Source organism: Paraburkholderia sp. PAMB 6770 (assembly GCF_057748135.1).
Window position 1 is genome coordinate 798,501 of sequence record NZ_CM173239.1, and the last position, 20,626, is coordinate 819,126.

Below are 20,626 nucleotides of genomic sequence, written 5' to 3' on the forward strand. Positions count from 1 at the left end.
TCCATTGTGCCGCACTGTACCTTAAGACGGCCTGAAGCGGCGGGCGGCGGTCGTGTGCCTCGGCAGTGTGCCTCGGTGGCGTGCCTCAGTGGCGTGCCTCAGTGATGCGCGAATATCCCGTGCGGGTCCCAGTCGGACAGCGAGCGCGTCGTGCGCGATCCGTGCATCGACGATGCGTCCGATACGCTGCCGGGCTGGGCGCCGTAGCCCGATCCGTCGGCGCCCGACGTGGCGCTGCGTGACGGTGCGTTTTGCTGCCATGCGGGCGCGGTGCCGGCTTGCGGTTCGCCCGGCGTTGGCTGGCTTTGCGCGAAGGCCGCGGCAGGCAGCGCGAGGGCGAGGGCGACGGCGAGAAAGGAGAGGGTCAGGGCAGGCTTCATGATGCGGGACTCCTTCGTGACATAGTGATAAGTCATCCTGACTAAATTGCATGGTGTGTCGAGGATGCCGTTGCGCGTCGTGCGGATTGCCCGACGTTATCGTGCAGATTACACAGCCAACCTTAGCGGGAGCTTATGGCGCGCCATGCGAGCGTCGCGTTGCGTCGTCGCGACGGGAATACGGTTCCGGGACCGCTCGCGGGGGATCGAACGTGAAGCCGTGCTGAGCTGGGCGGCGGCGCGGCTGCCCCATGCGCAGATCGTCGCCGGCCTTGAGGAACGGTCCCCTTTTTCATGCGCGTTTCCTTGAACGTGACCCGGCCGCAACGCGTGCCGGGGCCGGATCGCGGATGCGCGCATGCGTGCATCCGCGGCTTCCGGACGGTCACGCGCCCGTCCGCGCGGGGGCGCGACGCACAGGCGGATGGAGGGCGAGGGAACATCGGGCGTGAGCGCCGTGCGCGACGTGGCGCGGCACTCTAGTGCAGGTCGGCCGGCCCGAGCCGCCCGAGCTTCGCGGCGAGATCGACCCGCGCATTGTCCCAGTCTGCCAGCGCCTCGATGCGGCGCTGCTTTGCGTTTGCCAGCGCGGCCTGCGTGTTTAGCAGTTCGAGGATGTTGCCCACGCCCGCATCGTAGCGGTGCTGGGCCGCCTTCCATGCGCGTTGCGCGGTATCCAGCAGCTTTTCGCTGGTCTGTGCGTTCTGCGTCGCAGCGCTCAGTGTCTGATAGCTGGTCCAAACGTCGAGGGCGACCTGGCGCCTGGCGTCGTCGACGGCATCCTGCTGCCGCTCGGCTTGCGCGCGTGCCTGGTCGATCTGGTAATGCCGCCCGAACCCCTCGAACAGCGGGATGCTGACCTGCACGCCGATGTACGCGTCGTGGCCGGTCGCGGGGTAGGTGGGCAGGCCGAGTCCCATGCTCTCGGGCTGGTTGTCGCGGCTGTACTTGCCGACCAGGCTGATCGAGGGCAGCCCCTGTGCACGCGTCTGCGAAATTTTCGCGAGCGCTGCCTCGTACTGTGCCTGCGCGGCGCGCACCGATGGATGCGTCGCCTGGCAGGCCCATCCGTAGAAATCGGGCGGGCAGAGGCAAGCGCGACACCAGCCGGATAAGAGAAAAATATGATAAGTAATCCGAATCACACAAATCTTGACGATCCACACGAAAGCGGCGCTGCGACTGTAGCACAGCGTGGTCCGATGAAAGGTCTCAAAAATTGCGCCACTGCCCAGACACATCCGCACCGGGTGGCCCACTCGCATCGCGGTACACCGTATGCGCGCGGCGTCGCGGCCGGCTCTGAAATCGCAACCCCTCTGGCCGGCATCGACGCCGCCCACGCGGCAATCGACGTGCTGACCGACGTCGTTCATTCAGCGCAGGCGCAGCCGATCCGGTAGCCGACGCGGCCCGCCGTATGCGTCATGCGCTCACGTCGGCGGCGCCAGCGCCGCGTCGCCGAGCAGGCGCATCAGCGTGCGCGCGTTGCGCTGCCCCTGATCCTCGAAGCAGTTGTTGAAAATCACATGGGTGCGGGCGCTGCGCGCGGCAATCGCCCGGATCGGCCCGCTCAGCGCGTCGAGCTCCGCGTCGCTGTAGTCGTAGTCGAAGCGCCCGGATGCGGCCGCGCCGCTGTTGTCCCACGTCGCGGCGTTGCGGCCGTGCAGCCGCACCAGCGCGAGCGACGCGGACGTGACGTCCCACACGGTGTGCGCCCGGTTGCGCACGCCGGAGGGCGCGTCGACGATTACATGCACGAGCCCGCGTTCGCGCAGAAAGGCGAGCGTCGTGCCGGCATGCGCGTCGTCGAGCCAGGACGGATGCCGGAACTCGACGGCGAGCGTGTGGCCGCCCATGCGTGCCGCACAGTCGTCGATATGACGCGCGCTCGCCGCGCTGCGCGCGACCCACGGCGCGAACTGGAACAGCACCGCGCCGAGGCGGCCGGCTTGCCGCAGCGGTTCGAGCGCGTCGCGGTAGCGGCGCCACATTTCGTCGCGGATTTCGTCGGGCAGGTCACGGTAATACAGCGTGCGGCGCGCGGCCGCCTGCGCCGTCCGCGACGGCAGCGCGAGCGTGATGTCGCGCGGCAGCGCGTCGGGCGCGCGCGGGTGGCCGGTAAAGAGGCGGAACGCCTTGACGTTGAACGTGAAGCCATCCGGCGTGCGCGCCGCCCACTGCTGCGCATTCGTCACCGACGGCATGGCATAGTAGGCCGAATCGACCTCCACCAGCGGAAACTGCGTGGCGTAGTAGCGCAGCCGCGCCTCCGCACTGCTGCAGCCGCGCGGATAGAAGCGCCGGCACGCGATCAGCGACCGGTCGGTCCAGCCGGCGGTACCGCATGCGATGCTCATGCGTGACTCCTTCGCGATCCGCGGCGCGGCTTGTCTGGCCTCCCGGGGCGACGCGCGCCCTTTACTCCGACAGCGACAGATACGGCGACCTGAGCGGCGTGGGCGGGAACGGCATCAACCCGGTCTGCTTCGTAAAGCTGTAGCGCACGTACACCGCGGCCAGCCACTCGCGGTAGTCATAGGCATTGCCGAGCGACGCCGTGGCGCCCACCGCGAGCTGCGGCCCGAGCTGATATTCGCCGGTCGCGCTGAACGCATAGCTCAGGCCGGTCTTGCTCAGGCCCGGGTAGACCGCGCCGCTGTCGACGTTCACGCCGCTCGCGTTCACCGCCGCTGCGTAGCCGGCCGCGTTGGACTGCTGCGCGCCGCCGAGCGGGAAGTAGTTCGACGGATCCTCGCGGAAGTACTGGACCCCCAGCGAGCCCTTCACGTCGTAGACGAACGCGTCGTAACGGCCGGCGAATTCGACCGGCAGGTTCAGGATCACATAGGTCTGCGGGCTGAAATAGCCGCCCTGGCCATACGTGAAGTACGACAGGTTCTTGTTGTAACCCATCATGGTCGCGTTGACGCCGACCGTCAGTGTCTGGTCGGTGTTTTTCACGACGCGCGAGTAGACGCCGCCGCCGCCCTTGATCGACTGGTTGTTCGGCACGTTGTCGCCGGTGTAGTACTGGTACGACGCGTTGACATAAGCGCCGTTCGTGCCGTCGTCCCACGAGAGACTGCCGAGCCCCCCGTTCGACGTAATGCCGCCCCACTTGAGGTTCGAGCCCTGGTCGCGCGCGCCGGCATACGACAGCAGGCTGTCGGTCACCGCGCGGCGCGCGACTTCGAGCGAGTACGACACCTTGTCCGTGATCGCGCCGCTGTACTGCGCGCCGCCGACAATGCTGGTCTCCGGGAAGCCGAGCGGCGTCACGCCGACATCGCCCTTCAGGCTCGCGGTTTCGTAGCCGAGCGACAGGCCGACGCCGCTCGAGTTCTGCGCGCCGTACGCATTGACGCCATTCTTCGCGTTCAGGTACGACTGATAGGACGACAGCCCGGAGCCGAAGCGCGCGAGCGTCGACGTGCTGGTCGAAGCGGTGCCGGCATCGAGCGTGACCGGCGTCGCGGTGATCACGACGTGGCCGTCGCCGGCCTTGATGCGGCCTTCGACGGGCGCCTCGATGTCGGTGAGACCGGACAGCCCGGCTTCGCCCGCACGGTTGCGGAACACGAGGCCGCTGCTCACGGTGCTGGTCTGCTCCCGGTTGATCTGCGCGAGTTCCGCGGCGACGCCGAGCGTCTGCGAGTTCGCGGTGCTGTCCTGCGCCGGCTGGCCTCCGGCCTGCGCGGCATAAGGTTGCGCATAGGGTTGCGCATAAGCGGCGGGCGGCTGCGGCACGTAGGGCTGCGGCGCATAGCCCTGCTGGCCGTAAGGCTGCGGCACATAAGGTTGCGACTGCGCGTAGCGGGCGGCGCCGGCAGGCGGTTGCGGCACGTAAGGGGGCGGGGCGTAGCCCTGCTGCTGCGCGGGGTAGGCGGGCGGCGCATAGCCCTGCTGCTGCGCGTAGGCCGGCGCGCCGTAGTACGGCTGCTGCGCATAGCCTTGCGCTGCGTAGGGGGCGGGCGCGTAGCCTTGCGCTGCGTAGGGAGGGAGGGCGTAGCCTTGCGGCGCGTAGGGCGCCGCGGCATAGCCCGGCGCGTACGCGGGCGCCGGACGCGGCGCGGCGCGCGCTTCGTTGCGGCGCTGCGCCGCGCTTGCCTGCTTGCGCGTGGCCCGATGCGGCGCGGGTGCCGCCGTGCGCCGCGCGGCCGAGTCGCGCTGTTGCGTCACCTGCGCTTCGGCTTCGCGCGCGGCGGGCGACATCGGCCACGGCGTGCTTTGATAGGGCGCGGGCGTGCCATAAGGCGCGGACTGCTGCGCATAAGGCGCGGACTGCTGTGCATAGGGCGCGTAAGGCTGCGCATAGGGCGCGGCGCCATAGGGGGACGCGGCGGGCGGCATGGCAGGCGGCACTGCGGCCGGCGTGCTCGCGTACGGCTGCAGCGGTGCGCCATACGCCGGCGCACCGGACTCGCTCGTGCCGTAGCCGTCGGCGCCGTAGCCGCCGGAAGCGGCGCCCGGCGGGGCCGCGGGAGCGGGCTGGGCGCCGGGCGCAAGCGGCGCGGGGGCAGGCGCCACGTAGGGCGCAGGATAGGGCGCAGGATAGGGCGCGGGCGGCAGGTAGGTCGGCACGGTCTGCGTCGGATAGAGAGGCGGCGGATACGGGGACGCCGGCGTCGCGTTCGCGCCGAAGCCGTTGCCGGCGGGGAGCGCGACGGCGTCCGCCGGACTGACGATGGCGGTCTTGCCCTCGAACGGATTGGTGCCGGGCAGCGGCGTCGCGCCGATGCGGCGCATCGCGATCGCCCAGTCGCGCGGCACGTTGCCCGCGCTGCCGCCGGCCGCGAGCGGCCCCGGCGGCGTGCTGGCGGCGACCAGCGAGCGCTGCAGGTAAGTGGCGGCAAGCGAGAGCTTGCCTTCGGCGCGGTACATCCGGCCCACGGCGGCCAGCACGTCGGGATCGTTCGGCGCGGCGGCGAGCGCCTGCTGCGCGAGCGATTCCGCCGTGCCGAACGCCTTCGCGCCGACCGCCGCGTAAAGCGCGCCGAGTATCAGCGCGGGGTCCGACGGACGGCGCCGGAGCGCGACGCGATAGCTCGCGAGCGCGTGGCCGTCGTCGCCGGCCGAGGCGTACATCCGCGCGAGCGCGGCCTGCAGGTCGGGATCGTCGGGCATCGCGGCGAGCCACGGCGCGATTACCGTGTAGGCGGCCGCGAGGTCGCCGCGCTGGCGCACCGCGTCGGCGTCGCGCACGATGATCGCGACGTTCAGCTGGTCGAAGTTGCCGCGCTGCTGCGGCGTGAGCGGGGTCGCCGCGAGGCGCCGCATCACGTCGCCCAGTTCGGCGTCCTGATGGGCGGCGAGCAGGATGCCCGCGTACTGCAGCAGCAGATCCGCGTCGCCGGGTGCGGCGGCGAGCGCACCGCGCATCATCCACAGCGCGCGGGACGGATCGCCGCATTGCTGGTACGCGGCGGCGAGCGCGCCGACCAGCTCGGGCGCGTTGCCGGCCACCGGTTCCGCGGCGCGCAGCGTCGCGAACGCCTGCTGGGCCCGGCCGCTCTTTGCCAGCTGGATCGCGACGCCCGCCTGCTGATGGACCCACAGCCGGTGCTGCAGCGCGGTCATCGCATCGGTGCGCTGCGCGGGCGCGATCCTGTCCAGTTCCGCGAGCCCGGTGGACCAGTCCTGCATGTCGGCGGCAAGCAGCGCGCTCGCGTACAGTGCGTCGGTCATCTCCGGGTGGGCGGCGACGAGTCCCTGCATCATGCTGCGCGCAGTGCCAAGCGCGCCTTCGCGCACGTAGATGCGCGCGAGATCGAGGCGCAGCCACGGATCGTCAGGACGGCCAAGCAATGCATCCTCGAACAGGCTGCGCGCCGCGCCGAGATCGCCGCGCGCCTCGGCGTCGCGCGCTTCGGCCGCTTCGGCGTCGCCGCGCAGCCGGTCGATGCCGCCCGCCTTCGCCTGCTCTTCGGTCGTGAGCGCCTCGGCGAACTGCAGCGCTTCCTTGCCGCGGCCCTGGGCGGCGAGCGCGCCGACCAGGCCGCGGATCGCATCCGGATTGTCGGCCTGGCGACGCAGCGCCATCCGGTATGCCTGTTCGGCGCCCGCGTAGTCGCGGCTCGCCATCAGCATGTCGGCGAGCTGCACCTGGGCGGTCACGTCCGACGGATTGACTTCGATCGCGCGCTCGAACAGCGTTTTTGCCTTCGCCAGCTCGCCGTTGCTGCGCGCGCCGAGCGCCTCGCTCGTGTAGGTCCAGTAGGTGGCGCTCAGCAGCGCATTGCGCCAGCGGGCCGCGTCGCCATTGTGCGAGGCCCGTTCGAGATAGTCGCGCGCCTGCGGGAACTGCTCCTGCTTGAGCGCGGCGATGCCCATGCCGCCGAGCGCGTCGCTGTCGTTCGGGTGCGTCGCGAGCACTGACTGGAAGCGCGCGCGCGCCGTCGCGATGTCGCCGCGATCGAGCGCGGCGAAGCCGTCGGCGATCGCGCGGCCGCGCGCGCTCGCGAGCGCGCCCTGCTCGGCGCGTGCGCGCGCCGCGGCATCCTGCTGCACCATCGAGTCGAAGCGCGCCTTGACCGCCGCGTCGTCCGGCACGCGCTTCAGGTACGCCTGAAACAGCGGTGCGTCCGAGGCGCGCGCGTCGAGCCACAGCAGCGCCTGGCGCCAGCTCTTGAGGGCCGCGGCGCCGACCGTGCCGTCGCTCGCGAGCGTTTCGAGACGCGCGATGCCGTCGCGGCGCGTGACGTCGCGATAGGTCAGATGCTGCGCATACGCGAGCGCGTATTTCGGGTCGTCAGGATGCGCCTGCGCGAGCGCCTGCAGTCCGCGGCGCGCCTCGTCCCAGCCCTGCGGCGTCGACGCGAGCGCCTGGTAGTACTCGAGCTGCAGTTCGGGCGTGGCCGGCTTGCCGGCGAGCGCACGCTGATACTCGGCGAGCGCGCCGGCGGTCTGCCCGCTCTGTTCCAGGCGGCGCGCGTCGTTGACGGTCTGGTCGCGCAGGCTGGTTTCGCCGAGCCGGCGGCCGAGTTCGTCGATCTCCGGATAGTTCGGCGCGACCGCGCGCAGGCGCGCGAGGTATTGCTGCGCGCCGCTGCCGTCCTTGCGGTCCGCGAGCACCATGCCCATGCCGAACAGCGCGTCGGGCTGCTTCGGATCGATGCGCAGTACCTTCTGCCATGCCTGCTCCGCGAGGTCGCCGCGATGGTGGGCCTGCCAGTATTTGCCCTGATCGATCAGCACGGTCAGCGGATTGACCGCTGCCGGCGTGGCCGCGCACGCGCGATGCGGCGGCGCGAGCGCGCAGAGGCCGGCGACGCTCAGGACCAGGGCGAGCGCGTTCAGTCGCATGCGGGCCTCCAGGCGGGCACGAGCGCGCCGTTCGCGTCGAAGTGAAAGCGCTCGCCGACGAAGCCGGCGCCGAACAGGCCCAGCACCCAGTCGTAGTAGCGCGGCCCCTGCGCGGTGGGCGGCGCGTCGAGCGCGGCCAGCTGCGCGCGCGCGAGGCCGAGCGCGCGCGTATCGCCGAGCGCGGCGAAGTAGGGCGCGAGCGCGCCCCAGTAGCTGAGGGGTCCTTCGCCGCTGACCGCGCCGGTCGTGACGGCGACTTTCTCCGGCGGATAGCCGAGCTGCGCGACCTCGGCGCGCATCCCGCCGAGCGCGGCGAGCCAGCGGGCGGCGAGCGGGTCGGCGGGCGCGCTCATGCCGGCCCACAGGTACACGCGGATCGCGTCGTAGCTGCCGAGGTCGCCGCTCTTCGGATCGACGACGAACTGCCCCGCGCGCCACGCCGCCCAGTCCGGCGCGAAGCCGCGCGGCGCGGTCGCCTTGACGAGCTGGTACGCGCTGCCTGTGAGCGCGCGCCAGGGGCCGTCGGGCTGCGCGACGGCGAGCGCGCGCAGCACCGGCAGCGGCAGGTAGCTCGGATTGAGCCGCGTCACGCCGCCGCTCTGGAAGCCTTGCGGCCCGGGCAGCAGCATCGGTCCGAGACCGGGCAGCGCGACCACCTCGCGGCGCGCGATCTGCGCCGCGAGCGCGCTGCCGAGCCGCGTGTACGCGGGGTCGCGCCACAGCCGGCCGGCTTGCAGCAGATCGTAGGCGATCCACAGGTCCGCGTCCGACGCGGCGTTCGGATCGAGCACGCCGTACGCGCCGTCCGGGCGGCGGCCCCACTGCCACGCGGGCAGGCGCACGTGCGACGCGTCGAACTGGCCGTCCGCCAGATTCGCGCGGGTCCAGCCGAGCAGCCGCTCGAAGGTCGCGCGGTCGTTCGCGACGAGCGCGAAGAACATGGCATACGACTGGCCTTCGGAGGTGGTCTGCTGGGCGGGAGTCGAGTAGTCGATCACGCGGCCGTCGTCCTGCACGAAATGCGTGACGAAGTTGCGGTACGCGGGCCAGTCGCAGGACGGCGCGGGCGCGGCGCCGGCCGCGCGGTTCGCGCCCGCCGCGACGACGGCCGCGCAGGCGGCGAGCGAGGCCATCCGGGCGAGTTTCATTCGGACCGGCATGTCAATCCTTCAGTCGGCGCGCGGCGATTGCACGCAGCGCCCGGTAGAACAACGCGGCGATGATCAGCGCGGCGAGCACGCCGGCGAGCAGCAGCAGCAGCGGATGCGAGGACAGCGCCCAGCGCAGGTATTCCTGCGGCGACAGATGGCCGATGTAGTATGCGTTGCCGTTCGACGTCACGGTGACGTCGCGGCCGTGGATCACGTCCATCGCGCCCTGGATCAGCGGCAGCATGTCGGCGTCGAGCAGCGCGCTGCTCAGGTCGGCGTCGGACTGGCCGGCCGCGCTGATCATCGCGACCGCGCTGCGGCCCTTGCGCAGCGGCGACTCGAAGCCGGTCAGCAGCGCCGAGCCGCCGGTGCTCACGAGCGACAGGTCCGCGCGCGCCGGCGTGCGCTCGACGCCGTTGTCGCCGTGCCACCAGTCCTCCAGCCTGAACACGATGTCCGAGAGCAGGAAGGTGCGCGCGTCGCCGTCGACCGAGAACGGCATCGACGCGGCCCAGCGCTGCAGCAGCGGCTGGCGGCCCGGCGCGCCGAGGATCAGCAGGTCCTTGTCGGCGAACTGGTCGACCTGGTCGGCGGTGCCGACTGTCACGCCGGTGACCGGGTAGCCGGTCGAGGCGCCCATGCGGCCCATCGCGAGCAGGTACATGCTGTAGTCGCTGGAATCGGCGTCGTTCGGCAGGATCACGGCGGTCTGCGACAGGTCGGCCATCCGCGTGAACGGGAAGCCGCTGTTCGCGAACGCGGCCAGATCCGGCAGCGCCATGTAGTGCGGGAACGAGGACAGGTCGATCGTCGAGTTCGGATCGATCGCGCCCGCGACGTTTTCGAGCAGCCGCCCCGCGCATTCGCCGGTATTCGGAATGTCGTAGAAGAAGTGCAGCCGCAACTGCGCGCGCGGCGTCATCAGCAGCGGCGGAATGTACACGGTGCGGCGCGCCTCGGCGGTGTGATCCGGCTGGAGCCGGCTGAAATAGCGGCTCGGATCGAAGATCGACGTGGAGCGCGCCGGGATCGGCAGCGATTCGACGAACGCGTCGTTGATGCTGATGTTCAGCGACGAGCGGTCCACCTTCGGGCGCACCGTGTAGCGATACAGCAGGTTGATCGGCGCGCCCTTGGTGTGCCACATGAACAGGTCGGGCGGCACGCGCAGGTTGATGCGCACCGCGTCCGCGTCGTAGCCGCGCACGCTCAGGTCGCGCGGATCGGCCAGCTCGCCGAAGCGCACCGGCCGGTGGGTCGGCAGCCAGTTCGGCGCGTCGTACGGCGCGCGCGGCGCGAGCTCGCTGAAATGCGTGATCGTCGCGCTCGCGCCGGACAGCGCGCTGCTGCCGATGCCGAGCGCCTCGGCGGCGATCTTCAGCTCCGCGTCGTTGCGGCCGAGCACGAGCAGCAGCTTGCCGCGCGCCGGCGCGGCGCGCTCGACCACCGCGAGCGTCGGCCCGGCGATCGGCGGGATCGGCACGCCGGCGGGGCGGGCGTCGTCGGTCGCGAAGACCACCGCGTTGCCCGACAGCGGCGCTTCGTCGAGCTGCGCCGGGAACAGCGCGCCGCGATAGCCGGCGAGCGCGCCGAACCACGACGCGACGATGCCGGCCGCTTCGAGGGTCGGCGCATCCGGCCGGCTCGGCAGCACGAACGGCAGTTCGAGGCGGCGCACGTCGCGGCGGTCGAAGAACGGCTGCGGCAGCGCGGCGAGGTCGGGCGGGCTCGCGAGCGACGCGTACGTGAGGTCGAGCGCGCTCGCGTTGCTGACCGTCGCCCACAGCGCCGAGCTGGCCGGATCCTCGCAGTGCTGCGTGTAGTGACCGATCAGCTCGATGTTCAGGTGGTTGAATTCGGTGATGAAGCGCGGGTCGATCGAGATGTCGCGCGCGACCAGCATGCCGGCCTGCTCGCGCGGCACCGGCAGCGTCGCGGCCACTTCGCCGTTGACCAGCACCTTCAGTTGCGAGATCGACGGCAGCAGCGCGGGCGAGTAGCTGTAGATCAGATGCAGCACCGCGGCGGTCACGACCTCGTCGTTGCGCACCGAGAACGCGATGCCGTTCTGGCCGTCCGTGCCGCGCAGCTGCAGCGGGTCGCGCGCGCCGTAATCGGCGAACGTGAGCGTCTGGCGGCGTCCGCCGGGCACGAGGATGCCCGGGTCGCTGGTGGTCGGCGTATGGATGCCGAGACCGAGCGCTTTCAGCGCCTGCGGCGTCGGTACCGGTGACGGCTCGGCGAGCGGCGGCTGCACGATCGCGTCCCGCTCGAACGGGGTGGCCGGGCCGGGCGGCGGCACGTCGCCGACGCCGGTCGCGACAGGCGTGCCGGGGGGCGCGGCGGTGCGGCCCGCGCTGCCTGCGCGACCGGTATTGCCCAAGGTGCCGGCGCTGTCCGTTGCGTTGTGCGGGCTGTCGAGGCGGGCGGCCGGGCGGGTCGCGCCGCCCGCGCCGGACAGGTCGGCTGCCGCGGCGGCGAGCGGCGCGCCGAGCGCGGTCTGCATCACGAGCCAGCCGGCGAGCCAGCGGCGCATGCGCGGCCAATGCGGCCAATGCGGTGAATGCGGCCGATGCGGCGTGCGCGCGGACGCGCTGCCGCACCGTTGCACGTGCTGTGGATCGGGGTTCCGTGTCTGCGCAATCCCTTTGCCCATAGATCAGTCTTGTCTCTTTTTCAGCTTGTCGGTGCCGGCCGGGCGTTGCCCCGACCAGCTGCGCAGATCCGCGTACAGATGTTCGAACAGCCGCGCGATGCCGCGCAGGCCCACCCGCAGCACATGCGCGAGGCCGTGCAGCGGCGTGTCCTCGCGGCGTCCTTCGGACCAGCCGGTCCACGCGTCGGCGCGCGAGAAGGTCGACTGGACGAACGCGTACTCCTGCTCGCGGGTGAGTTCGCCAAAGCGCAGGCCGACGCGGCCCGGCTCGGAAAAGCTCACCGTGGCCGGAAACGTGTACTCCTCGTTGCCGCGGAACAGCGACACCCAGACGCGCTCGTGCAGCGGCACCGCGATACCGTTCGGCAGCGCGACGCCGACCCCGCCCTCCGAGTAGTCGATCGTCTCGCACGCGAGCGTGCGGCCGGTCGAAAACTTCAGCATCACCGGCATCTTCATCGCGACCCGGTGCACCGCGCGGATCTGCCGGCGCTCGTTGGCGGCGGCTACGCTCGCGCCGAGGATCAGCATGTTGTAGCCGGTCCACGCGAGGTTGAGCACGGTGGTCTGCACCTCGCTGTGCACGTGCTGGTTCAGGTAGATGTGCACGAGGCCCGTGACGAAGCCGACCAGGTTCAGCAGCAGCAGGAGCAGGTAGGGGCGCGAGATCGCCCAGTCGAAGTAGTTCTTCTCGATCTGGCCGCCCTTCGCGGTGACGTTGAACTTGCCGAGCTTCGGGTTGATCAGCGCGAGCAGCGTCGGCGCCGTGATGTACGACGCGAGCACCGACTCGTACACTTCGGCCCAGAACGAATGGCGGAACTGCCGCTGCATCCGCGAGTTCGTGACGCTCGCATGCATCATGTGCGGCAGCGCGTAGATCGCGATGGTGCCGGCGGCGGCTTCGATCACGTGCGCGCCGAAGAACAGGAACGACAGCGGCGCGGTCAGGAACACGAGGCGCGGGATGCCGTAGAAGAAGTGCAGCATCGCGTTCAGGTAGCACAGCCGCTGGCCGGGGTTCAGCCCGCGCCCGGCGAGCGGATTGTCGATGCGGAAGATCTGTGTCATGCCGCGCGCCCAGCGGATCCGCTGGCCGATATGGCCCGACAGGCTCTCGGTCGCGAGCCCGGCGGCCTGCGCGATCGCGAGGTACGCGGTGGTGTAGCCGAGACGGTGCAGCTTGAGCGCGGTATGCGCGTCTTCGGTGACCGTCTCGACCGCGATGCCGCCGATCTCCTCGACCATCGAGCGGCGCAGGATCGCACACGAGCCGCAGAAGAACGTCGCGTTCCACAGGTCGTTGCCGTCCTGCACGAGGCCGTAGAAGAGCTCGCCCTCGTTCGGCACCTTGCGGAACGTGCCGAGGTTGCGCTCGAACGGATCGGCCGAGAAGAAATGGTGCGGCGTCTGCAGCATCGACAGCTTGCGGTCGCGCAGGAACCAGCCGAGGCCGATCTGCAGGAACGAGCGGGTCGGAATGTGATCGCAGTCGAAGATCGCCAGGTATTCGCCATGGGTGATCTTCAGCGCCTCGTTGATGTTGCCGGCCTTCGCGTGGCGGTTGTGCGTGCGGATCGTCCAGTGCACGCCGACTTCCTCGCAGAACGCCTTGAACTCGGGGCGGCGGCCGTCGTCGAGCACGTGGATCGCGAGCTTGTCCGGCGGATAGTCGAGCGCGAGCGCCGCGTAGATCGTCGGTTTGACCACCGACAGCGGCTCGTTGTACGTCGGGATGAACACGTCGACGCTCGGCCACGCGCTGCGGTCCGCGGGCAGCGGCAGCGGCTCGCGTTTGAGCGGCCAGGCGGTCTGGAAATAGCCGAGCAGCAGCACGAGCGTCGCGTACAGTTCGGCGGACACCAGCAGCAGGCCCCAGGCGGCGTCGAGCGGGCGCTCCCAGTAGGTCGTCGCGGTGAGCCGCCAGTACATGTAGCGGCCCGATGCGATCACCGACAGCATGATCATCACGAGCGTCACGTAGCGGCCTTCGAGACGCCGGAACAGCAGCGCGCACACGAAGCAGCAGGTGGCGAACGTGAGCTGCGGGTAGAACGCGAGCGGCACCGTGAAGACGAAGTACAGCACGACGAGCGCGAACACGGTCAGGCAGACGACGACCGGCTTGCTGCCCAAGAGGCGCGCATCGGCGAAGCGTTCGAGCCGCGACGCCGCGGCGGTGTCGTGCGGCGTGCTCATGCGACGCTCCCGGGCGAGATGGACGATGCAGCCAACACGGCCGATGCAGCCGACGCAGCCGATGCGTCCACGCGCGCGAGCAGCCACTGTGCGCACGCGCGGAAATCGGCGGCGGCCTGGCAGAGCGGATCGTAGTGGATCAGCGTCGTGTCGCAGGCGAGCGACTCACCCACGCCCTCGTCCTCGTGGATCACGCCGTCGAAAAGCCGCTCGCCCAGCATCTGGCGCAGCACCTTCAGCACGTCGCGGGTCAGCGCGCGCGTCTGGTCGACCTGGTTGATCACGTAGCCGACGCCGCCGAATTCGGGCCGCGGCGCCGCGTATGCTTCGACCATCCGGTCCATCTGCGGAATCGACGCATACGACGCGGCGTCGGCGAGCACGACGTTCAGCGCGCAGGTCGCCGCGCCGAGCGCCGCGCAGGTGTAGACCGACGCGCCGGGCGGCGTGTCGATCACGACGATGTCGGCCGCTTCGAGCCCGAGCGTGGCCAGCGCGCGCGCGAGCCACAGCGGGTCGCGGTCGATCAGCGCTTCGAGGCGGCGCCGGTCGGCTTCGGTGAGCGCGCCGTAGGGCAGCACCGTGACGCCGTCGACGCCGTCGAACATCACGGATTTCCACGCGTCGCCGGCGAGCGTCGCGCGCGACAGGCCGTCGATGCTGTCGAGCGGCGCGCCGAAGTGCAGGCGCAGCGTGTTCTGCGGATCGAGGTCGACCGCGAGCACGCGCCGCCCGCTCGCGGCGAGCACGGAGGCCAGATTGGCGGCGAGGGTGGTCTTGCCGACGCCACCCTTCGCGGAGACGACCGCAATGATTTTCATGATCGGCGCGGGCCGTTGGTCAGCCACGAGTGAGGGGACGCAGCCTGTGCCGTCTGCGGGGCGCCGCCCCGGCGCAGCCGCTCGAAGAGGGACGCGAGCGCGGTGGGCGGGGCGTTCGCGACCGGTGCGGCGGCCGGCGCGCCCGCAAACAGCCGGCCGAGGATCGGCGCGGCGGCGGGTGCGATGGACGCGGGTTGGCCGGATGCCGGTGTGCCGAACGCTTGCGCACCGAACGCTGGTGCGCCGGATGGCGGTTGGCCGAACGCCGGTGTGCCGGATGGCGGTGTGCCGAACCCGGGTGCGCCGGATGGCGGTTGGCCGAACGCCGATGCGCCCGATGGCGGTGCGCCGAACACTTGCGGGCGCGAGACGGGATCGTCCGGCGCCTCGGCGGCGTGCGTGCTGCCTGCCGCCGTCGCGCGTGCGGACAGCGGGGGGGCGGCGCCGAACGCCGGCGCGGGCGCGACGGCAACGTGCAGCGGTGCGGCGGGCAGCGTGGGCACGCTTGAGGGCGACGCGCCTGCCCGGCTGGCGTCCGGCGCGGGCGCCGCGCGCAGTCGCGCGAATGCCGTCGGATTCCACTCGGCGCCCGCATCCGGGTGGACGGACGCGGAGCCTGCCACGGCGGGCGCTGTCAGCGAGGGGCGGATGCCGGCAACATCGGCAGTATCGGCGGCGGGCGGCGGCGGTTCGCGCAGCGCGCTCGCGGCGCTTTGCGCGGCTGCGTCGACGACCGGCGGCGGTGCAAAGCGTTCGCCGCCGCGCGGCGTATCGGCGGTCGGGCCGGCGGCAACCGGCGGAATCGAATGGCGGTGCGCGCGCGTGAAGATCGACCCCTTGAGCGGCTTCGGCGGCGTCGTGGCCGCGGCGCTGCCCGGCTCATTGGACGCGGCCGCGCCTGCCGTGCCGGCCGCGCCCGGGTCCACGGCCGGCACGGCGGCTTGCGGCGGTGCCGCCTCCGGCGTGCGGCGCGGCACGATGGCCGGAATCGACGGCTGTTTCAGGTCGAGCGTCACGAGCAGCGGCCAGCGCGTGCGCGCCGACCCCGCTTCGTTTTCACGGCCGATTTCCTGATAGCCGCTCGCCTTGCCGCCGAAGTGATCGAAAAGGGTTTCAATGTCGCTCGAAGGGCTCATGACGCCTCTGTCTCCTGATGTCTTGCCGGTCCGCGCGGCGGACGCCCGGTGCGTCGCGGACATTCATCCCGGATAACGGCCCAGCCGGAACTCGAGCGCAGTCTGATCGTCGGACGGGCCCGCCTGGGTGACGGTCAGTCCATCGGCGCCGAGCGCGGCGAGCCAGGTCTGATAGGCGCCTTCGAGAAAGGCTGGCGTCCAGCCGAGCGCAGCGGTGCCGAATGCGCGCAGCGGCGCGCAATGGTGAACCATGCGCAGGTACCCGGGCTCGTCGGACAGCGTCACGTACCCCCAGTCCGCCTCATGCCAGCGCGCGTTGAGCGCGGCGCCCAGCTCGGCGGTGGAGCCGCACGGCGGCAGCGGATGCGCGGCGGCGAAGCGGCACCCGACCCGGTGCATCAGCTGGCGCAATTCGGCCGGCCGCAGTTGCGCGGCGAACTCCTCCGCGAGCGCCGTGAGCGGACCGCGCCATTGCGGGGAAATCTGCTGCTCGAGAAGATAGTCGAGTACGGGAGTCATGTCTTCGTGAGGGGCGATGACGGACCGCCGATGCGCGCCTTGCGCCTGCATCGCACGGAGCGTGGTTTTGCACCGCGCAGTCTAATTAATACTTCAGTACTGTGCCACAGGACAATTAGATGCACGTCGGTCTGTTTGCGCACATTTGCGGCGATCGCGGGTCGATGCCTCATGCATGTCCGGCCTCGCGGCGGCGGGACACGACGGTACGCAAGCGTGCGCGGACGTCTGCAAGCGGTTACGGGCAGGTACTGGCGGTTACGGGCGGGGGGCAGGCACGCCGTGTGCCGCGCGAAGGCGCGGATCGCACGGTCGTGCGCAAGCCGGGGCGTCGGCGCGGCCGCCGTGAGGGCCGACTGTTGTAAGGCCGCATCAGCGCCGTGCGCGGCGCTGCGCCGCGCGGCCGACGCGCGCGGCGTGCTTATTGGTATGCGTTATGCTGCCGCAATTCGCGCATATGAGTTCAAATATAGCCTTGTCCTCTTGCGGACCGGTCCCGGTTTGCCCGCTCAACGCATGCTCAATCCATTCAGTATTCTTGTGGTCACGGTGCTGGCGAGCCTGATGGCTGTCGCCATGCTCGGCTCGCTGCGGCCGGCCGCGATCGCCGGGCTGGGCGTCTGGATCGCCGCGAGTCTCGTCTCGCTCGCCGCGTTGCCGCTGTTCGCGCTCCAGGGGCATGCGCCGCGGCTGTTGACGATCGTCGCGGCAAACGTGCTGCTGGCGTTCGGACTGCTGCTCGTGCTCGACGGCTGCTATCGCTTCTTCGGGATCGGCCGGCGGCCGTGGGCGGGCTACGCGGGGCTGCTGCTCGTCGCGGCCGGCATCGTCTGGTGGACCTACGCCGCGCCGGACTTCGACGCACGGGTCGCGCTGGTCTCGGCCTTTCATGCGGGACTGTACCTGTGGATCGCGGCATTGACGCTGCGCTGCCGTCCGCAGGCGCGGGCGCTCTACAGCTACTACTTCGTTGCGATCGCGGCGCTGCTGCTATGCGCGGGACATCTCGCGCGCGGCCTGATGTACGGGCTCGGCATCGTCGAGCAGGGGGATCTGCTGCAGGTCGACGCGGTCAACATCGCGTTCATGGGACTCGGCGTGCTGGCGCCGCCGGCGGTCTCGACCGGCCTTGTGATGCTGGCGCACGACCGGCTCGCGCAACGCCTGGAGCGTCTTGCGAACATCGACGACCTGACCGGCGCGCTTGCGCGGCGGGCGTTCCTGCACAAGGCGCAGACGCTGCTCGACGCCGCCGCGCGCGCCCGCGCGCCGGCCGCGTTCGCGGTGATCGACATCGACCGCTTCAAGCTGATCAACGACGCGTACGGCCACGCGGCCGGCGACGCGGTGCTCGTGCGGTTTGCGGCGTTCGTCGCGCGCAACCTGCGGGCGGGCGACGTGTTCGGGCGGCTCGGCGGCGAGGAGTTCGGCGTGCTGTGTCCGGATACGCCCGCCGCGGGCGCGGCCGCGCTGCTCGAACGTCTGCGCGTAGCGCTTGCGTCGGCCGGCGGGGCTGCTGCGGCTGCGGCGGCCACGGGCGAGGCCGGGTGGGGTGCCGGCGCTGACGCGGCTGACATGGCTGACATGGCGGGCTTGGTGGCTGAGGCTGAGGCTGAGGCCGAGGCGGCGGGTGCGATCAATGGGGCTGACGACCAGCGGGCTGAGCGTGAGGCGGCTGACGACGAGGCGGCCGAGCGCGCCGCGAGTCCGCGCCGCTATACGTTCAGCGTCGGGGTGGACGAGTACCGGCACGGCGAGCCGCTTTCCGCGTTGATGGCGCGCGCCGACCGCGCGCTATATGCGGCGAAGGCGGCGGGGCGCAACCGGGTGATCCGCGCGACCTGAGGCGGATCCCTTTAGTGCGCCTTCTGCGCGCGCGGCAGATAAGGCAGCACAGGCAAGCCAGCACAGGCAAAGCCAGCACAGGCAAAGCCAGCACAGGCAAAGCCAGCACAGGCAAGCGATCCGGGCGCTTTTTGTATCGCCGCATGCCGGGGCATAAATATTTGTCGGAGGGTTGCCGTTATACAAAGGCAGAGTGACGAAACTGGCCTGGTGGCAATCACAATGATTTCCCTCCCCATGCAATTGACGACCGAAGCCCATCTGCGTCACCGCTTTCACCGGCGCTCGCTCGATCAGCAGCGTCCGCTCCTGACCTTCACGATGACCTTCACGGTAATCGCGAGCCTGCTGTTCGTGCTCGCACGCGATCTCGTGGCGGGACCGGCCGTCGCGCTGCCGTACCGGCTCGCCTGTGTCGCGTGTCTTGGGCTGATCGCGTCGGCGGTGCGCTACACGCGCAGCACGTGGCTGTTCGGCGCGCTCGGCGTCGCGTACACGCTGGTGCTGCTGATCGGCATCGCGCTGAACGTTGCCGGGGTGGCGCATCCGCTGCTGTGGGAGCTGCCCGCGCTGATGGTGATCCCGATCTGCTCCGCGCCGCTGTGGCTCACGCCGACGCATTTCGCCGCCGGCACCGCGGTCTGCTATGCGATCGGCTTGCCGCTGCTGTTTCGCCAGCCGCACGCGCACGACGTGAACGTGGTCGCGTGGCTGTGGGTGGCGATCGGCCTGCCGACCTCGGCGGTGTTCCACTTCGGTTTCTACTGGTTCCGGCGCGACCATTTCCTGCTCGAAAACCGCCTCGCGCAACTCGCCGCGACCGATCCACTCACCGGCCTGCAGAACCGCCGCGCGTTTCTCGAACAGGCCGAGCGGCGGCTGAAGGCGTCCGGCGCGGACGCGCAGGCGAGCGCGATCTACCTCGACATCGACAACTTCAAGTCGCTGAACGACCAGTTCGGCCACGCAATCGGCGACCAGGCGCTGTCCGCGGTCGCGCGCGTGCTGATGGATCACGTCACGGTGCATGACAGCGTGAGCCGGATCGGCGGCGAGGAGTTCGTGCTGTTGCGGCGCGACGGCCTCGCGGGCGCGATCGGGCTGGCGCAGACACTGCGCGCCGCGATCGGGCGCATCGCGCGTCCGGACGGCCTGCTGAGCGCGAGCTTCGGCGTAGCCGAATACCGGCGCGGCGAAACCGTCCTCGCGCTGCTCGACCGCGCCGACGAGGCGCTGCTGCGCGCGAAGCAGACCGGGCGCAACCGCGTCTGCGCGGAACGCGCGGCGCCGCTCGACGCGACCGCGCTGCTGCGCGGCGGCTCGCTCGCGCAAACGGGCCGGCCGCGCTGGGACAACTACACGCTCACGTCGCATTTCCAGCCGCTCTACAGCCTGTCGCATCAGAAGCAGGTCGGCTTCGAGGCGCTGCTGCGCGGCGAGGACGCCGATGGTTCGCTGGTGCCGCCCGTCGTGCTGTTCGCGCCGCGCCCGCTCGGCGACGAAGGCGCGCTCGACCGCGCGAGCCATGCGGTCCATCTCGCCCATGCGCGGCGCCGCGTCGGCGACGACACGTGGCTCTTCCTGAACATCCTGCCGGAGACTTTCGTCGCGCGCGGCTACGCGGACCAGCTCGCGATCCTCGCGCGCGAGGCGGGACTCGCGCCGGCGCGCATCGTGCTGGAGATTCTCGAATCGCATGGCGGCAGCATCGACGAGATGTCGCGTGCGGCCGCGTGCTATCGCGAGCACGGCTTCCTGATCGCCGTCGACGATTTCGGCGCGGGCCAGTCGAATCTCGACCGGCTGTTCCGGATTCACCCGAACTTCGTGAAGCTCGACGGCGAACTGATCCGCGCGACGATGCCCGGCACCCAGCAGTCGATCCTGCCGAGGCTCGTGTCGCTGCTGCATCAGGCCGGGATGCTGGTGGTCGTCGAGGGCGTCGAGACCACCGAGGAACTGATTCTCGCGATCGAGTCGAACGTCGACTTCGCGCAGGGCTATCTGCTCGGCCGTCCTTCGCCCGAGGTCGCGGCGCCCGAAGAGACGAACCGCATGATCGATCATGCGTTCGACGTGATCGCACAAGGCCGCGCGCACCAGCACGCGCTGTTCGAGACCCGCATCGAGCCTTACCGGATCACGCTGTGCGGCGCGGCCGATGCTCTGCTCGCCGGCTTGCCGATGCGCGAGGCGTGCGCGGAGCTGACGCAATTGCAGTTGTGCATCAGCTGCTTTCTTCTCGATGAACGCGGCCGCCAGATCGGCCCGGAAGTGACCGGCGTGGCGGGCGCAAGCCTCAGCGATACGCTGCAGCCGGTCGCCGATCCGCGCGATGCGCGATGGGATCACCGGCCGTACTTCCGCAACGCGGTGTTGCAGCCCGGTGTGCCGGTAGCAAGCAGTCCTTATCTTTCGCTGGCGAGCGGCCGGCCGTGCATCGCGGTCACGATGGCGGTCCAGGCGCCGCAAAGCCGCCTCGTGATCGGCACCGAACTCGACTGGTCGGCGCCATATCTGCCGTGGCCGGCGCTGGAGTGATCCGCGGCGGGACGCGCGGGCAACGGACGTGAATGGGACGTGGACGCGAACGTAATGTGGACGTGAACGTGAA

12 protein-coding genes are annotated in these 20,626 nt (G+C 70.7%); 2 read left to right on the top strand and 10 right to left on the bottom strand.

Translation table 11 applies throughout. The features are described from left to right. Positions 1-98: 98 nt before the first annotated feature. From AC3AP7_RS21020 to bcsD, 10 genes are all read right to left on the bottom strand, one after another. Positions 99-380 (bottom strand): hypothetical protein, encoded by a 282-nt coding sequence (locus AC3AP7_RS21020; protein ID WP_487364487.1) that lies wholly within the window; start codon positions 378-380, stop codon positions 99-101. A gap of 479 nt (positions 381-859) precedes the next feature. After that, the gene (locus AC3AP7_RS21025; protein WP_487364488.1) at positions 860-1,756 is read right to left on the bottom strand and encodes a TolC family protein; all 897 of its coding nucleotides are present in this window, start codon (positions 1,754-1,756) and stop codon (positions 860-862) included. Positions 1,757-1,813: 57 nt separating this feature from the next. After that, a complete protein-coding gene (locus tag AC3AP7_RS21030) occupies positions 1,814-2,740 on the bottom strand; it encodes a DUF72 domain-containing protein (protein WP_487364489.1) in 927 nt (308 codons plus the stop codon). A gap of 61 nt (positions 2,741-2,801) precedes the next feature. Next, the gene (locus tag AC3AP7_RS21035; RefSeq protein ID WP_487364490.1) at positions 2,802-7,685 is read right to left on the bottom strand and encodes a cellulose synthase subunit BcsC-related outer membrane protein; all 4,884 of its coding nucleotides are present in this window, start codon (positions 7,683-7,685) and stop codon (positions 2,802-2,804) included. Then, complete coding sequence (bcsZ, locus tag AC3AP7_RS21040; protein ID WP_487364961.1) at positions 7,676-8,818, bottom strand: cellulose synthase complex periplasmic endoglucanase BcsZ; 1,143 nt, start codon at positions 8,816-8,818, stop codon at positions 7,676-7,678. The genes AC3AP7_RS21035 and bcsZ overlap by 10 nt, the downstream gene beginning before the upstream one ends. 28 nt (positions 8,819-8,846) lie before the next feature. Beyond that, entirely contained in the window at positions 8,847-11,372 is a 2,526-nt protein-coding gene (bcsB, locus tag AC3AP7_RS21045) for a cellulose biosynthesis cyclic di-GMP-binding regulatory protein BcsB (protein ID WP_487364491.1), read from the bottom strand. Between the two features lie 123 nt (positions 11,373-11,495). Continuing rightward, on the bottom strand, positions 11,496-13,691 hold the full coding sequence (gene bcsA, locus AC3AP7_RS21050; protein WP_487364492.1) for a UDP-forming cellulose synthase catalytic subunit: 2,196 nt from the start codon (positions 13,689-13,691) through the stop codon (positions 11,496-11,498). Further along, positions 13,688-14,512: a cellulose biosynthesis protein BcsQ gene (gene bcsQ / locus AC3AP7_RS21055; RefSeq protein WP_487364493.1), complete on the bottom strand. Its 825-nt coding sequence runs from the start codon at positions 14,510-14,512 to the stop codon at positions 13,688-13,690. Before bcsQ ends, bcsA begins: the two co-directional genes overlap by 4 nt. After that, positions 14,509-15,648, bottom strand: coding sequence for a cellulose biosynthesis protein BcsP (gene bcsP / locus AC3AP7_RS21060; protein ID WP_487364494.1), 1,140 nt, complete (start codon positions 15,646-15,648; stop codon positions 14,509-14,511). Before bcsP ends, bcsQ begins: the two co-directional genes overlap by 4 nt. 63 nt (positions 15,649-15,711) lie before the next feature. Then, positions 15,712-16,167: a cellulose biosynthesis protein BcsD gene (gene bcsD, locus AC3AP7_RS21065; RefSeq protein ID WP_487364495.1), complete on the bottom strand. Its 456-nt coding sequence runs from the start codon at positions 16,165-16,167 to the stop codon at positions 15,712-15,714. Positions 16,168-16,683: 516 nt separating this feature from the next. Here bcsD and AC3AP7_RS21070 point away from each other — a divergent pair. Both AC3AP7_RS21070 and AC3AP7_RS21075 read left to right on the top strand, forming a co-directional pair. Beyond that, positions 16,684-18,012: a GGDEF domain-containing protein gene (locus AC3AP7_RS21070; RefSeq protein WP_487364496.1), complete on the top strand. Its 1,329-nt coding sequence runs from the start codon at positions 16,684-16,686 to the stop codon at positions 18,010-18,012. Positions 18,013-18,234: 222 nt separating this feature from the next. Further along, positions 18,235-20,553 (top strand): EAL domain-containing protein, encoded by a 2,319-nt coding sequence (locus tag AC3AP7_RS21075; protein ID WP_487364497.1) that lies wholly within the window; start codon positions 18,235-18,237, stop codon positions 20,551-20,553. The last annotated feature ends 73 nt before the right edge of the window (positions 20,554-20,626 follow it).

Coding starts and splice junctions, on each gene's coding strand:
- bcsQ (WP_487364493.1), bottom strand. CDS start 14,512: ATGAAAATCATTGCGGTCGTCTCCGCGAAGGGTGGCGTCGGCAAGACC.
- bcsD (WP_487364495.1), bottom strand. CDS start 16,167: ATGACTCCCGTACTCGACTATCTTCTCGAGCAGCAGATTTCCCCGCAA.
- AC3AP7_RS21020 (WP_487364487.1), bottom strand. CDS start 380: ATGAAGCCTGCCCTGACCCTCTCCTTTCTCGCCGTCGCCCTCGCCCTC.
- bcsA (WP_487364492.1), bottom strand. CDS start 13,691: ATGAGCACGCCGCACGACACCGCCGCGGCGTCGCGGCTCGAACGCTTC.
- bcsP (WP_487364494.1), bottom strand. CDS start 15,648: ATGAGCCCTTCGAGCGACATTGAAACCCTTTTCGATCACTTCGGCGGC.
- AC3AP7_RS21025 (WP_487364488.1), bottom strand. CDS start 1,756: ATGAACGACGTCGGTCAGCACGTCGATTGCCGCGTGGGCGGCGTCGAT.
- AC3AP7_RS21070 (WP_487364496.1), top strand. CDS start 16,684: ATGCTCAATCCATTCAGTATTCTTGTGGTCACGGTGCTGGCGAGCCTG.
- bcsB (WP_487364491.1), bottom strand. CDS start 11,372: ATGCGCCGCTGGCTCGCCGGCTGGCTCGTGATGCAGACCGCGCTCGGC.
- AC3AP7_RS21075 (WP_487364497.1), top strand. CDS start 18,235: ATGATTTCCCTCCCCATGCAATTGACGACCGAAGCCCATCTGCGTCAC.
- AC3AP7_RS21030 (WP_487364489.1), bottom strand. CDS start 2,740: ATGAGCATCGCATGCGGTACCGCCGGCTGGACCGACCGGTCGCTGATC.
- AC3AP7_RS21035 (WP_487364490.1), bottom strand. CDS start 7,685: ATGCGACTGAACGCGCTCGCCCTGGTCCTGAGCGTCGCCGGCCTCTGC.
- bcsZ (WP_487364961.1), bottom strand. CDS start 8,818: ATGGCCTCGCTCGCCGCCTGCGCGGCCGTCGTCGCGGCGGGCGCGAAC.